Below are 15,000 nucleotides of genomic sequence, written 5' to 3'. Positions count from 1 at the left end.
CACGATCCGATCTCTCTGCGTTTTTAAGAAAAATTTTCCTTCCGGAGTCGCGACCTTGTAGGAAGGGAATTCTTTGACGGTTTCAAATTGGATATCGTTGCCGAAGAACTCGTCCATCTTCGGAAGCCATTTGTCTTGAACGATCAGATAACGTTGTCCTTCTTTTTGAATCGCCTCGACTAAAATCGTGGGATCAAAAAGTGCCCTCGAAATTCTCCCGGAATAATAAGCATAGGACCTTTTAGAAGCGGGAACTCCGAAAAGAAATAACTTTTCCTTACCCGGCTCGTTCTCACGGATGAAAGTTCCGATCTCCTTAGAGGGTTGATACGAGGTCAACATCGGATAGAGATACAAACTCACAATCGAGAAAAAGAGAGAAACCGGAAAAATCCAGTACGCGAGCAGTCTTCCTTCTTTTTCGGACCGAAAAAATACCCAAAGAAAAATTCCAAGATAGACCAACGGAAGAATCAGATAACTCCAACCCACTTGAATGCTGGTAGAAGGCAGAATAAAAATGGTAACTAAAAAAGCTCCTGCGGTAAACAGGAGAAGGCTTAGACGGACTTTATCAATAGAACTACCTTTTTTAGAATCTTTGGCAGATAAAAGTATCGATTCCAAAACGCCCGCACCGATTACCGCGGCGGCGGGAAGGCACCAATAGATATACTGAGGAAGCTGATATCTGGAAAAGCTGATCAAAAATAGGAATAAGAACAACCAAAAACCGGGAACAAAATCCCGATCTCTATATTCGTTTTTCAAGATATTCTTAAATATACCTTTTACTTGCGCTTCCTTAAGAAAAAATCGAACCCGCTCGAAAACGAATCCGGCAAACGGCAGAATAAAAGCGCCAAACGCCCAGGAAAAATTGGAGTAAAAGAACAAAGGATTGAATTTCTGATTATACATCTTCACGTAAAAGCGACCAAAGGATTGAATCCACCAAAAGAAGTAAGGACCGTAAGTTTGAAATTCAAGATACAAGGGAATCGACCACAAAAGCGGAGGAAGAATCGCAAGAAGCGCTCCCGGAAAGAGTTTCATTTCCGAAAGCCGTTTCCAATCTCTTCGGAATAATATATCACCTCCGATCGAAATCCCAGGAATCACCACCGCAATCGGTCCCTTCGTAATAAAACCGAGACCCATCGCGAAATACATTCCATAATAGTAATTCTTATTCTTTTTAAAACCCAAATAATAAAAGGCGTGAACCAATATCAGATAGGGAGTCAGATAAACGTCGATCTTAGGATCGACTACCATCGAATAAAGTCCCGGAGAAAGGGCGTATAAAAACACCGCGATCCAAGCCCTCAATCGACTTCCCGAATAAAGTTCGGTGAGCTTGAACATTCCCCAAAAAGAAAGAAAAGTGAACAAAAGAGCCGGAAGACGAAACGCAAAATTTTGATAACCGAACACGAAAAAAGAAAGGGAAATTTTCCAAAAAGTAAGAATCGGCTTATCCAAATATCTTCTTCCGTTATCTCGGATAAAAAAAGGGTTTCCTCCTTCCACCATCTCTCTTGAAATTTCCGCGTATTGGGAAGAATCGATATCGATCACGTCCAAAGGAAGAGTTAGGATCAAAGGAAAAACGGAAACGATTAGAAGAACGAAAAGAACTCGTACGGAAATCGGTCGTTTATCATCTACGAAAATCTGATTCATAAGAACTCCTTCTTTAATCCATAAATCCGGATTCCATCACGCAAGTATTAAAACCTTTGCATGTGGTTTCGGATTCAAAACAGGGAAGAACGAAACTTTGTTCGCGGATACAACCACTCTCACAATCAATCATCGCCTGATTCTTTTCAACTTCCGTAATTTTCGAGTCTTTGAATTCTGTTGCCGCACATTGTACAAAGAACTTACAAGCGGAACTACATTTTTGCTGAACATATTCCTGACAGGAAACGAAAGAAGAAAGACATAAAAAAAGAATAAGAGTTCTTTTCGGATTCATTGCCCCATTTTTCAGAAACGAAAACCGAGGTCAACTTTTTGAAGCGAGCATTCCACAAGCGCCGAAGATATCTTTTCCGGGTGATCTTCTGTTGAGAACCGGAACTCCGGCCGGTTCCAAAAGAGTTATGAATTCCGCGACCTCTTCCCTTGTGGGTCTTCTCCATCCGAAAAATTCAGTGTTGAGCGGAATCACATTAATCTTACAATCAAGAGACCTTGCGATTTTTACAAGCTTGCTCGCATTCTCCGGTCCCATGTTGACTCCGGGAATCATAACGTATTCGAAAGTGATTCTTCTTTTTAACTCTCTCGTAAAATCTTTCGCGGATTGTAAAAGTTCGGAAAGAGCAAACTTTTCTTCGATGTCCATGATTTGTAATCTTCCGTTCGAATCCGGATGATTGAGAGAAATCGCAAAATTATACGGCTCCTTATTTTCAATAAAACGACGGATTCCGTTGACTACTCCGGAAGTGGAAATGGTAATTTTTTTGGCTCCCAGGTTCAGCGCTTCGGGATCGTGAAGAATAGAAGCCGCGCGTATCACGTTGAAGTAATTGTGGAACGGCTCTCCCATTCCCATAAAAACAACGTTAGTCGCCTTGTCGTTGACGATTTTTTCCACCTGGAGAACCTGGTCCACGATCTCATGAGCCTTTAGGTTTCCTTGAAATTCCAATTTTGCGGTCGCACAGAATTTACAATTGAGGGTACAACCGACTTGGGAAGATATACAAATCGTCTTTCTTCCTCCGTCTCCGGATGGAATCCAAACCGCTTCGAATTCTTTTCCGCTTCCAAGTTCGGAAGTAAACGTGAACTTTTGAGTTCCGTCCACGGACTTGAGATGTTTTGCAACGTGAAGACGAGTCAAAGAACAAAGATCTTCTAACTTTTCCTTCAACGCTTTGGAGAATGTGGTAAATTGTTCCCAAGACTCGTAACGGTTTACGTATAATCCGTGATAGATCTGTTTTGCGCGAAAAGATTTTTCTCCGAGAGAGATCATGATCTCGGAAAGTTCCTTTAAGGTTCTTCCTTTTAACGGAATTTTTCCGGTTTGCACTTCTCCGAGAGTCTCTTGCGTCATGGGAATGATCCTTATTGTCGATTTTTTTCGAGCCCCCCGTAGAGGACAGTCTCATTTTACTGATTTTTATGTTCCAATTCAGCTTCTCCATCTTTGTATTCGCCGAACTCATTGTCAAAATTCAAGGGCTTAAAATCTTGATCTTATTCCGTAAAAAGTGAAAATTATGAATCAAATAACTCTGGTTGCTTTCCTATTCATTTCATCCCTATCTTGTTCCGTTATAGAGAACCTAATCGGAAAAAAGGAAAAAAATCCGACCGATGATCTAAAAGTAATGACCCTTGTACAGTTAGCGCTCACTCCACCTTGCAAATCGGGTCTCGTTACCGAGAGTTCCGTATGGTTGGACTCCGGCCACGTGAATTTTTATACAAGCCCGCATATCGGTAAACTGGTCGATGGAACGAATTTTTGTTACGGTTATTCACAGAACGATCAATCGGGAGTTTATGCGACGTTTGACTACCCGGAACCCGGAAATTATAAGATCCAAATTTTGAATGAAAAGCAAGGCGTTACTCTCCGTACAATCGGAGGCGTTTTTAAACAAGATATAGAAACGTTAACGTCCATTCAATTTTTCGATTATCAAGACAATCTCGCACTGATTCCGTACGATTACAGAGCACCTTTTGATACGAATCCTCCCGTCTGTGTCGCCACGCGCGGAGTCGGCGAAATCACCTGCACAGACACGGCAACGACCGGAAGTCTCAGACGATCCTTATTCCTTACTTCGTTCAATACTTCTTCGGGAAGATATAAGATCACCTGTAAAGGAGTTGCTTGCCCCACCACATCCACAGGTCCTGAAAATAAGGGGAGAATCGTGATTACGAAAGAAAAGTGATTCTTGCGCGTTTTTTTGAACAGACCCGCTTTGAGTTCAACGGAGTTTAGAACAACCAAGATTTCACCGAGATAGTTTGTCGTAACAATTGGATCAGGAGGACAAAAGAACTTGCAAATTTTTGAAAGCGTGATTCTAAAATTTCATCCTACTTTTTTCTTACGAAACAAATCATAAAAGAAGAACTTACAATCGGGAGGATTTGTGAATCAAAAAAGGCGACTTAAGAAAACGAGAGGGATAAAGAATAGAATTGTTGAAAAATTCATAAATTCCTACCGCAATGAAAGAATTTGATCTACGTTGAGGGCGACACGCGTAAATGAAAATCACAAGCAAACCCGCAACTGATATTACATTTATAAAAAACAATAAAAATTTAAAATAATTCCAGCCAAGCTTTGCGGATATCCGGCTTCTCCATAAAATAAGTTCCGATCAGAGCCGCGTTAACCAGTTTTAGAAAGCGGTCCAGATCGGAACGATTCCGCACTCCGGATTCTCCCACTTTTACTATGTTACGCGGTAAAAAAGCGGTTACTTCTTCGACAAGATTTTGATGAATCTGAAACGTATCCAAATCCCTCGTGTTGATTCCGATAATTTCAGCCCCACAATCTAAAGCAAGTTTCGCCTCGTCCGGTGTGTGAACTTCAACCAGACTATCCATACCGAAAGAAGAAGCGGACTTTAAAAACGTTTTGATCTGTTCGGGAGTTAGGATTCTCACAATCAAAAGAATCGCAGAGGCGCCGAACGCTCTCGCTTCCCGAATCTGAATCTCATCCAGGATAAAGTCCTTTCTTAAAATCGGAATCTTCAACTCGGAAGAAACATTTTTCAGATCTTCCAAAGAACCTCCAAAATAATCCCAATCGGTAAGTACGGAAACCGCGGAAGCTCCTAAACCCTCGTATGTTTTAGCGATTTGAACAGGATCATAATCGGAGCGAATCTCTCCGGCGGAAGGACTCTTGTGCTTACATTCGGCGATGATGGAAAAGTTTCTGCTTTTCAGAGACTCTCTAAGCCCAAGTCCTTGATAGGGAGCCGGGTCCCAATTCCGAATTTTTTCGATTTCGTTTTGTTTAGTTGCTATAATTTCCCGGAGAACCCGGTGAAGTTGAGATGAGGACATCGGAGGTTTAGAAGGATTTCAAAGCCTCATCTTCGGTTTCACGAATGTCAAAAAGAGAGGTGAGTTCGATTACGTCAAAGATCCGTTTTACTGCCGGCTTGATATTACTAATTTTTAATACACCTTCTTTCGAGTTTAATTTTCTAAGAGTGGAAATACAAGCTCTGAAACCGGACGAAGACATATAATCCACTTCCTGCATATTCAGAATTACTTTTTTATGACCTTGATTGTCAATCAGATCATTTAGATTTTCCTCAACCTCATTGGCGATGGAAACATCCAAACGTCCTTTGAGATATACAATCAAAACGTCGTCTTGTACTTTATGCTCAAGCAAGGGAACATCCTTAGTTTTTGCTACTGACAACTATCGGGGACGAAAATACCCTGTCAATCACTGTTCAACGGTTTAAAAATGAAATTTCCCGAGTCCTTGAAAGGCCTAAAGACTCTTGTGTTGGGAGGAGGTATCTCCGGAAACTCCGCACTTGATTTTTTAATCTCCGAAGAAGCGCAACCGATTCTCTGCGATCGAAATCGACCCGAAACAATCTCCGTCCCTTTCTTTCACGACAACACCGACCCGCGGTCTTTTTCCGAAATTTCATTGATCATCAAATCTCCCGGAATTTTACCAACACACCCGATTCTTTCTTATGCAGTCGAAAAAAAAATTCCGGTGTTTTCCGAAATCGATTTCGGCAGATTTTTTTTAAAGGGAAAATCATCGGTATTACAGGAACGGATGGAAAGTCGACGACAACTTCTCTGATTGCTCATCTTCTGAAAAAAGATTTTTCCGATCTCAAAGAAGGCGGAAACCTGGGAACCCCATTCACTTCCTTCTGCAAAGAATCGATTTCCTTAGCAGTTTTAGAACTCTCCAGTTATCAACTCGACGATTCGTCTCCGCTTCATTTGAATGTGTCCGTGTTCTTAAATCTCGCTCCCGACCATTTAGAGAGACACAAAACGATGGAAAATTACTTTCGTGCAAAACTCAAAATTGCGGATCTCTCCAATCGTGATCATTCTTTGATCGTCTCCGAAAAGATCAGGGAGAAAATTCTAAATTTCACTTCCGTTCGATGTAAGTTATTGAGCTTTGGAAGAGCTCCATCGACAAACGCGTTCTTGGATGAGAATTCTCTGACAATCAAAACTTCAAACTTCGTTTATGACATCTCTCAGTTTCATCTTCCGGGAACTCACAACCGTGAAAATCTAGCAGCGGCGATTCTTGCATCGGAAGCAATCGGTGGAAAATCGGAATCGATCCAATCGCAGATACCCTTATTCAAAGGACTTCCCCATCGTTTTCAAATCGCAGGAGAAAAACAAGGCATTTCGTTTATCAACGATTCCAAATCCACAAACCTACACAGCATGCTCGCGGGGATGTCTACTTGGAAGAACCTGGATCAAACCTGTCTAATCTTAGGAGGTAGACCGAAACAGGAAGACCCGAAACCGCTTTATAATTTTCTAACGCGGGGAATAGGTTGTGTAGTTTTAATCGGAGAAGCGAGATCCGTTTGGGAAAAAGGAATTCGAAACGTGATCGGAGAAAAACTATTCTCCGTCGAAAACTTAAATGAGGCATTTAAAATATTCAGAAAATGGAATATTATTTCCGAATCGCCCGAGAGTCATAAAATTCGTCCTTCAAGCGAGACCGCAATTTCCTACTTCGTTTTTTCTCCGGCCTGCGCCAGTTTCGATCAATACAAAAACTTCGAAGAAAGAGGAAACCATTTCCTTTCTTTGGTGGAAGATTTCTTAAATAACGCGAGTTCTACGTAGATAACCGTCCTAATTTTTCCGCAAATAAAATGCGGGAACTCCCATGCTGGAAAAAGTCAAGACAACGTTACAGTTGCATATTCACTCTAACCTTTACTGCTCGAAGCGCAGGAGTCCCACAGATTACGTCTCTTTACGTTCTTTTTGCGGTTTTAAACGACTTTTTGCAATACGAAACTCTGTGTGAGTTCCCACATCAACTGGTGATAGCCAAGTTAGTGATAGTGGCTCTGATTTTGTGAGAACTTCCGCATTTGAGACAGACTTTGATTTTCTTACGCCGAATTCACGTTATTCAATAAAATCAAATAAGAAAATAATCCAAGATCGAATCAATTCGGTAATCGTTCAAAATCGGGCGGATTTTTATCTGTTCCGACAAAAGATTCGTCGAAAATTCTTTTTGAAAAAAGAACTCCAACTTTCTCTGAATGCTATCGGGTTTCTGCAATCTCATCTCGGGTAGTTTCGAAACGACGTTTTAAATCAAATGATGAATTTTTGAAACGATTGTTTCAAAGATACTTCGATTCACAAAAGGAAAACATCAGTCAAAATCGAAAATCATCTCGATCGAAAAAAAGCGGGATTCCTCTCGCATATTAACGGATATAACCCGAACCGAATAAACTTTCGTAAATTTTTCCATCGATAAAAATCTTGAGAAGATCCGCATCGACATGATTCTCCCTTGCTTCCATTTGCAGAATATCCAACGCTCTTTCCACAGGAACCGCCCTTTTATAAGGTCGATCCTTATCGGTAAGCGCGTCGAAAATATCAGAGATCGCCATAATTTTCGATTGAACCGGAATCGAATCGGCGGTAAGTCCTCTCGGATAACCGGTGCCGTCCAATTTTTCGTGATGCGCATGCGCGATGGAAGGGACCATTTTCAAGTCTCCAGTCCAAGGAATCATACTTAAAAACTGAAACGTATGTTCCACATGAGATTCAATTTCCTTTCTTTCCGCCAAATCCAAAGATCCTTTTTTGATCGTCAAAAAACCGAATTCATACGGAGAGATCAAATTCAGCTTGTCCCCTCCCGTGGTGAAATAATTCACCTGAGCTATTTCTTCCAACATTTGAAAATTAGATTCTTCTAATATGGATGGTTCGTTGGAATCGACAACGACCTGAAACATCCGATCGAGCTTTTGGTATTCCACCTGAAGCTCGAATTCGAGAGAGATTTCGTAATCGGAGAATCCGGCGCTCCCGTTTTTTTTTAAGTAATCTATCTTTTTTTGAAGTATTTTGGATTCGATGTCTTTTTTGATGTATTCGAATCTCCACCGAATCAACTCAAGTTCGTAGTCTTCCAGTTTTTTGGATTTGACCAAAACTTTTTCCCGAACTCCCACTTTTCCGAAATCGTGAAGCAATGACGCATAACGTATTTCTTTGATTTGTTCTTTCGAAAATTTAGTGTGTTTGTATTTACCTTCTCGGATAGAATCCACCATTTCCGCCAAACCGACCGTCAGAATGGCAACTCGAAACGAGTGACCGCTCGTCGTAGGATCTCTGGCTTCGATCGCGTTTACGGACGCCGTTACGAAACCTTCAAAAAGAGTTTCAATCTCCTTTAAAAGATGATTGTTCTGAATCGCGACCGCAGCCTGTCCTGCGACGCTCATCACAAGCTGAGCGGAATAATCGTCGAAAGGAAAAACATCCTCTCCTTTCATCTGTTCAATGGTCAGCTTTTGATTGAAGTTCCTTTTCTTATTAATGAGTTGAATGACTCCCACAACTTCGTCTCTATGATTTTTCATAGGAACTACGAGCATGGATTTCGTGTGATAATTGGAAAGAACGTCGAAGTTGCTGTTGAACGTATATTCCGCGTCTTTCGGCAGATCATAAACGTTCGGGATGTTCAGAATTTTTCCCGTGGCGGCAACGTAACCGGCAACACTGGATTTATTAATCGGAAGTAAAAATTCCTCCGTATTGATATCCATAGACGAAATTTTAAACCTAAGGTTATGCACAACCCCCTGTTCGTCCTTTTCCACGAGGTATAAAGATCCTGAATCGGCGATCGCTATTTCTCTCGCGCTAAAAATAATTTCCCGGAGAAGTTTATTGATGTCCTTTTCATCCGCGAGATTGATTCCAATCTGAGTCAACTTCGAGATTTCGTACTTCGTAGTGTTTACTTTGTGTTGAAGATCGAACTGATCCGTGATCATCTGAAGTTGAGTAAACGCGTTGAGAAAGGTTTTGTTTAAGATCATATCCGAAGACGATTCCGGCAGGACCGAAAAGATCAGGTCTTCTTCAATTTTTAAGTCTTTTGGGTGAACATAATCCAAGTTTTCGTTTAAAATGAAACGGCTTAAGATCAACGGATTTTTCTGAAACCGTTCGTGAACTTCTCTTTGAGTTTCTTTGAGACGAGAAGCCGACAAATAGAAGACGACGTTTAAGAATCCGATGGAATTGAGAATATGTTCGGACTGAATGAATTCTTTAAGATTTAAAAATTGTATTCCTAAACGGAGAACGATCGGTTCCAACCTTTTAACGACAGAACGAAAGTCCGTAACTATATATTTAGGAAATTCCTGACTCATCTTACCAGGAATCAATCAAACAGTACCGGAAATTATAGGAAAGAGAATTTTTCCCCGAATTTCGCAAAAAAAGATAACAAATCTATAACTTGAGATGTATGAGATTGAACTTCCTCTCCGACTCATTTCAATCGATCATCGAAGAGGAAATCATCTAAAAAAGTTAACGTTTAAGCCCTAAAACTTCCTGAATCATCTGATCAGAAGTTGTGATCGTTCTTGAGTTCGCCTGAAAACCTCGTTGTGTAACGATCATATCCGTAAACTGATCGGAAAGATCCACATTAGACATCTCTAAAATTCCCGCATTAATCTTACCTCTTCCTTGAACTCCCGCCTCACCGATGTTAGGTTCTCCTGAGTTCATGGAATACGCGAACATCGTGTCTCCGGCCTTGTCCAAACCTGCGGGGTTATTAAAAACCGCGGTTGCGATCCTTGCCAGAGGCTGACGAACTCCGTTCGAAAAAACTCCGGTGATCGTTCCGGAATTATCGATGGAAAAGGATTCGAGATAACCCATCGTATAACCGTCTTGTTTTACAGCCTTAGTAGTAAAGTCGGAGGAGAATTGAGTGATTCCGTCCACCATTCCCGCTTCCCCGAGATTCAGATCGAAACTCTGCACCGCAGGATTGCCCGCAATTCTAAACGAAACCTTCGCGTTCAGTTTACCGCTGTTCATCGAGTCGACTCCGTCGGAAACATAGACAAGTTTTCCGTCGGGAGTAAACCCGAACTCAAGTTCGGTGTTTCCCGGAAGTTGAGTGTTTTGTCCTCCCGTTCCGGAAACGTCCGCCGAAAGTTGAGTCGCATCGGTCATACTCAGACGCGCCTTCCAAGTGTTATCGCGGACCTTATAAAATTCCATTTTGAATTCTCTCTGAATTCCCTGATCGTCGAAGGTATTAATCGTGGTTACGTGGCCTCTTCTCATCTTAGGATCGGGATCGTTGATCATCGCGGTGATCTCTTCCTGAGTCGCGTCCGGAGGAACCGCGGGCGCGGAAGAATTCAGGTTCGATTTGAAATCGATCTGAGAAGTCGCCTTCGCGGGTTCTTTAGAATATACGGGAATGATAATATCTTCGATCGAAGCCGAGGAGTTGATGAACTTATTTCCCTTGTCGTCCAGTCTAGCGTTCCAACCCTGAACCTTAAGTCCGTTCGCCGGGTTTACATAGTAGCCGTTCTTATCGAGGTTAAAAGCTCCGGCTCTCGTATAGAATTGTTTATCCCCGTCCTTAACGATAAAAAATCCTTCACCGGACATGGCTACGTCCGTATTCTTACCCGTGGTTTGGAGGGAACCTTGGGTCATGATCTTATCGATCGCTGCGATCAAAGAACCCAAACCTACTTGTTGAGGATTCACGCCTCCTATATTCTCCTTAGGCTCGGAAGCTCCTCTGAGTTCCTGAGAAATCATATCCTGAAACGTAACGCGTTCGGTTTTAAAACCGTGCGTGTTCACGTTGGAGATGTTGTTACCGATGACATCCATTCGGACCTGGTGGTTCTTAAGTCCGGATACACCGGAATAGAGTGACCTCATCATAAAGCTGTTACCTCGATTATCCTTTGTTTATTTCTTTATTCGTATGAATTGCTTTTGTCTTTTCCCGGAAACTTCCAGTCGGAAGTCTTTTTTTCGACGACGACTTTCTTTTGTGATGTTTGTTGTTCCACGGTCGAAGTGTCGACTTCCCCTTGTTTCTCGATTGCTGACACCGTTTCTTTTTTTCAATCTCCGTTTGCGAAGCGTTAGGCGACACAGTAGAGACAGGAGATTCTTGAGAAGGAACACTAGTCCCAATCTCCGGAGCGTGAGTTGATGTTTGAACTGGAGCGGGCTGTTGCGATTGACTCTGATGATTGTAAGCGGCTTCCTGTTCTTTTAAAACGACTGGATCGCTGATTAAGGAAATTTGTTCGACATCTATGGATCTTCCGTTCACACGAACGAAAGTCTTGCCTTCCCCATCGAAAAAAAGAGCGCCTGCAATTCCCGAAACGCTTTCACCGGTTACAAAATCGGGACCGGAAACAAGTTTTCCGACTAGAGAAAAACTCTGACGGTTTCCCATCTTTTGAATCCCGGTGGAAATATTATTCATTTGTTCCAGAGAAGAGAACTGAGCCATCTGTGCGATAAAGTCTTGGTCTTTGACTGGGTTTGTCGGATCTTGGGAAGAAAGTTGCGTTATGAGCAGTTTAAGAAAATCATCCTTACCGAGAGATTTTACAGTGGAACGGATTTCGATTCCTTTGAGACCGTTCTTTTCTTCCCGTTCCAAATTTTCCATGTGGTTCCGGATATTGAAACTTCTGTCTCCTTCGAGATAATGATCTCTGGTTACTTGCTGGCTGATGCCCGTTGTTTCCGACATGATTTCCTCCGAGTCCTATACTTTCAGATCGAGCAGTTTCTGTGTTTTCCCTTCGGTTTTTTCCGAAAAACCATGAGACTCGGAAGAAATTTCTTCGAAAGAAAGTTCGTCTTCTTCGTAAAAAGAATTTTTAAAGTCGTCCTCTCCGAAAGCGGCTTGGAAAGAATGCGGATCTTTTCCGTTCTTATCGGATCCTTCGTTGAATGCAAAGGCTTCCTCTCTTTCCTTGACTTCAATCACAAGAGACTCGAGTTCAAGACCGTTCGCTTTAAGATCTTGCTTTAGACTTGCAAGCTCGGCAACTAACTGCTGTTTAACGGTATCGGACTCCACGAGAAGTTTTCCCCGCACGACGTCCTTGTCCGTGGAAATGGAAAGGGACATCTGTCCTAAGTCTTTCGGATTCATTCGGATACTCGCTTCCGTTCTTCCGTTTTCAAGAATCTGCACTCGGGCGGAGCGAATCAGACTTTGAAAATTTTGCTGGATGTCTCTTTTAGAAAGAACGTTAGTTTCTTTTGATATGGAAAAATCTTTTCCGAGTATGTTCGTTTCTCTTCCGGAAACAGTCGGAGTTCCAAGTCCTTTTACAAGAGAAGAATAAGAATCCCCTCCCCCGGAGCGGAAGGGTTGTTCCTGTCCCGACTTTCCGGAAGAATTTTCGGAGAATTGACTCAATATTGCGGTTTTAATCTCCTCCCTTCCAGAAGATTTCAAATTCGCATAAGAATCCGTTTTTTTATCCTTATCGATCTTCCACTTTTCTGAATCGAGAATCAGCTCTTTAGAAACTTCCGTCTTGGTTTCGTCCACACCTTTGAAAGAGATTTCTTTGTTGGAAAATCCCTTACCATTCTCTTGAAATTCTTTTATGTTGGTTTCGTTAAACTTAGATATTTCGGATACGACTTTAGATTCGGATAATTTCGATTCCACTTCGCGGACCAAACTTTCTTTTTTCGAAGTTAGGCTTTGGATTTCCTTCTGGTCTTCAAGAGAAACTAAAGTTTCCCCCTTTACATCGAACGAACTTTCCTCTTTTGAAAAAAGATCTTCGATTAGTTTGCTCGTGGGAGTTGGTTGTTTGGATTCCGTGGTTTCAACGGAAACTTCTTTCATAATTTCCGCTTGAAGTTCGTCAGGGATCTCGATTTCGGGATCTATAATTTCGTTCGGTTTCGCTTCCGCAACGAGAAACCAAGGTAATGCAGCTACGTTAACCGCTTCTTTAATTGCCTGGGGTTCTTTTTCCCCTTCTTTTGAGATTTTCCCGATCTCCGATTCGACTTCTTCCTTAGAATATATAGACTCGGTCTTTTTTTCGTTTAAACTTTCCACATTTTCTTCTTGAACTGCGGAATCTTCCGTTTTTGAAAACGTATTTTGAATTTCAGTCAGAGTTTCATCCAATTCCTTCTGCACAGAGCCTTGTAAGGTTTTCATTAAATCAAGAAAGGAATTCTTTCTGACAAGTCCTCCCCCAAAATTTTTTGTGGGAACGGCTTCGGCATACCGTTCTGTTTTGAATTCTGAAATGGTTAAATCACCAGAAATATTCATACTACACTCCGCAGTATTAAAATCGATCTTTCGCAGAATTACTTGAAGATTTTTTAAATTACGGCGGCTTTTATATTCTAATTTTCTCTCGTATGCAAAAATACCGCCGCAAGACTCACGATTAGAAAACGGAAACAACTCTTTATTGAATCATTTTGTCGGAACATTTTCTCAACTGTACTATGTCTCTTTAATCGCTTTAAAACAACGTAATTTCGGCGTGATTCATTTTTCTGAGTTTGAACACGGTTGATTCCGTTCACAGATCGATTTGACATGACATCTTCGCTTCTCCATTTCCATTACAGAAACTTCTTCACTACTACGAGTCCCTGTGCATCGCATCCGTACTCTCATTCTTATGAGTCCTTCTCACTTGAATTTCTCCTTTAGCATCGATACGACAGTTGAACCTAAATTGAATTCACGCCGCCTATATGCCGGTTAGTAAACAGATTTCTTCCGCACTTCTCATGGGCTATGTCCCATTTTTGATGACACCTTTAGTTGTATTTCGACACGTCGTGAGCGGTTCACTTGCATTCGTCTCTTCTATTCTCACCTTACGTTTTCATTACGCCTTTTCCTTCAACGCTCACGACACTGACTCTTTATCAATGCCGTTTGGTGGTTTGTAGTCTGCTTCTGTAAACCGACTCCGAGGGGGCTCATCTATCTCAGTTTGCATGGCACACGTTGGAACTACAACAAATCGCGATTTTACGAATAAATTCTAAAACTAGGAACTCCTACTTTTAGAAAATTCGTTCTCATTTTCTTACGACCCTGCTCACGTTAACTTACGATCGTTTCGTCCAAGGATGCTTTTTGAAATCCATTTGAATCATCGCCTAATAAGATTTTGGTGAAAGTCAGGAACCTCGGAGATAACGTTCGGTCATTGGGTTCGGTTTGAATTCCAATTCTCTGGATATTAGATTTTGTCGCAAATCGAGCGTCCAGATCATTCTGTAAGTCTCATGAAAACTAGGAACTCCTCTATTTAAAGTTTCCACGATAGAATCCCCGACTCCGACGTCTTCCAACCAAAGCATGTAATTAAAAAGATAACACCTCGATACACCGTGCGCCGCCGCAAGTGCACCCAAAATCGCCCAAGTCCCAGTATTCACACGAATACTGAATTTTTTCATTTTCCCGACTCCCCGGTTGTATTTGATTTTACCCGCCTTACAATGGAGACGTTTCAACGCCGCAATGTATTTCCCGTATCTTCGTAATAGAAACGGAAGTCGTCTCGGAAGAATTTTTTTCTCTTCCCGACTCAAACGATCCCAATAAGTAAACGGAACCAAAAGAGAATCCAAACCCAACGGACCCTCAATCAAAGCGGATTCAATTTTTTGATCGTCATCCAATAAAAGAATATCCATATTAAAAAACGGTTCTTAGAACTTACTGTGTGGAGTGATTTTAGAGAATTTTTTTGAATCAAACGTAGGTTTTAATTTCGAAACATGTTTTAAATTCCAAATCCACACTTAACGAAACGTGTGAGTTCCCACAAATTACACCACCTAACGATCCTACATTTTCAAAGTTTTACAGTGAAATCTAAATTTGCAGTAGTT

10 protein-coding genes and 2 pseudogenes (1 of these 12 only partly in view) are annotated in these 15,000 nt (G+C 41.6%); 2 read left to right on the top strand and 10 right to left on the bottom strand.

The features are described from left to right. The 3 genes in view from LEP1GSC062_RS13370 to rlmN are tightly spaced (at most 30 nt apart) and all read right to left on the bottom strand, a layout consistent with a single transcriptional unit that may run on beyond the window. On the bottom strand, positions 1–1,686 hold the 5' portion of the coding sequence (locus tag LEP1GSC062_RS13370; RefSeq protein ID WP_020984561.1) for an ArnT family glycosyltransferase. Its footprint begins 51 nt before the window's first position; 1,686 of the gene's 1,737 nt are visible here — the first part of the coding sequence; the start codon lies at positions 1,684–1,686; the stop codon falls past the left edge of the window. Between the two features lie 13 nt (positions 1,687–1,699). After that, positions 1,700–1,984: a Cys-rich protein gene (locus LEP1GSC062_RS13365; protein WP_010576799.1), complete on the bottom strand. Its 285-nt coding sequence runs from the start codon at positions 1,982–1,984 to the stop codon at positions 1,700–1,702. Between the two features lie 30 nt (positions 1,985–2,014). Further along, a complete protein-coding gene (rlmN, locus tag LEP1GSC062_RS13360) occupies positions 2,015–3,076 on the bottom strand; it encodes a dual-specificity RNA methyltransferase RlmN (RefSeq protein WP_010576798.1) in 1,062 nt (353 codons plus the stop codon). Between the two features lie 166 nt (positions 3,077–3,242). Here rlmN and LEP1GSC062_RS13355 point away from each other — a divergent pair, with 166 nt between their 5' ends. Next, positions 3,243–3,929: a hypothetical protein gene (locus tag LEP1GSC062_RS13355; protein ID WP_020984536.1), complete on the top strand. Its 687-nt coding sequence runs from the start codon at positions 3,243–3,245 to the stop codon at positions 3,927–3,929. A gap of 379 nt (positions 3,930–4,308) precedes the next feature. Here the strand turns inward: LEP1GSC062_RS13355 and LEP1GSC062_RS13350 are convergent, their stop codons facing one another. Next, positions 4,309–5,067, bottom strand: a complete 759-nt coding sequence (locus LEP1GSC062_RS13350; protein WP_010576796.1) for an indole-3-glycerol-phosphate synthase — start codon at positions 5,065–5,067, stop codon at positions 4,309–4,311. A 7-nt stretch (positions 5,068–5,074) separates the two neighbouring features. Then, complete coding sequence (locus LEP1GSC062_RS13345) at positions 5,075–5,407, bottom strand: STAS domain-containing protein (protein WP_002556323.1); 333 nt, start codon at positions 5,405–5,407, stop codon at positions 5,075–5,077. A gap of 78 nt (positions 5,408–5,485) precedes the next feature. On the opposite strand from LEP1GSC062_RS13345, the pseudogene murD reads away from it, so the two are divergent. Next, positions 5,486–6,873, top strand: a pseudogene (gene murD / locus LEP1GSC062_RS13340) (UDP-N-acetylmuramoyl-L-alanine--D-glutamate ligase). 602 nt (positions 6,874–7,475) lie between these two features. On the opposite strand, the gene LEP1GSC062_RS13335 reads toward murD, so the two are convergent. The 5 genes and pseudogenes from LEP1GSC062_RS13335 to LEP1GSC062_RS13315 all read right to left on the bottom strand — a co-directional run bounded on the left by LEP1GSC062_RS13335 (position 7,476) and on the right by LEP1GSC062_RS13315 (position 14,802). Next, positions 7,476–9,458: a GAF and HD-GYP domain-containing protein gene (locus tag LEP1GSC062_RS13335; protein WP_039942101.1), complete on the bottom strand. Its 1,983-nt coding sequence runs from the start codon at positions 9,456–9,458 to the stop codon at positions 7,476–7,478. A gap of 163 nt (positions 9,459–9,621) precedes the next feature. Beyond that, positions 9,622–11,016, bottom strand: a complete 1,395-nt coding sequence (gene flgE / locus LEP1GSC062_RS13330; protein ID WP_010576795.1) for a flagellar hook protein FlgE — start codon at positions 11,014–11,016, stop codon at positions 9,622–9,624. A gap of 35 nt (positions 11,017–11,051) precedes the next feature. After that, a pseudogene (locus LEP1GSC062_RS13325) lies at positions 11,052–11,848 on the bottom strand (flagellar hook capping FlgD N-terminal domain-containing protein). Positions 11,849–11,863: 15 nt separating this feature from the next. Further along, on the bottom strand, positions 11,864–13,408 hold the full coding sequence (locus LEP1GSC062_RS13320; protein WP_020984556.1) for a flagellar hook-length control protein FliK: 1,545 nt from the start codon (positions 13,406–13,408) through the stop codon (positions 11,864–11,866). A gap of 872 nt (positions 13,409–14,280) precedes the next feature. Then, a complete protein-coding gene (locus tag LEP1GSC062_RS13315; protein ID WP_020984554.1) occupies positions 14,281–14,802 on the bottom strand; it encodes a DUF1564 domain-containing protein in 522 nt (173 codons plus the stop codon). Between the last annotated feature and the right edge of the window lie 198 nt (positions 14,803–15,000).

Source organism: Leptospira alexanderi serovar Manhao 3 str. L 60, from assembly GCF_000243815.2.
GTDB lineage: Bacteria > Spirochaetota > Leptospiria > Leptospirales > Leptospiraceae > Leptospira > Leptospira alexanderi.
The sequence above is the reverse complement of the archived record's forward strand: the minus strand, read 5'-3'. Positions and strand labels throughout refer to the sequence as shown.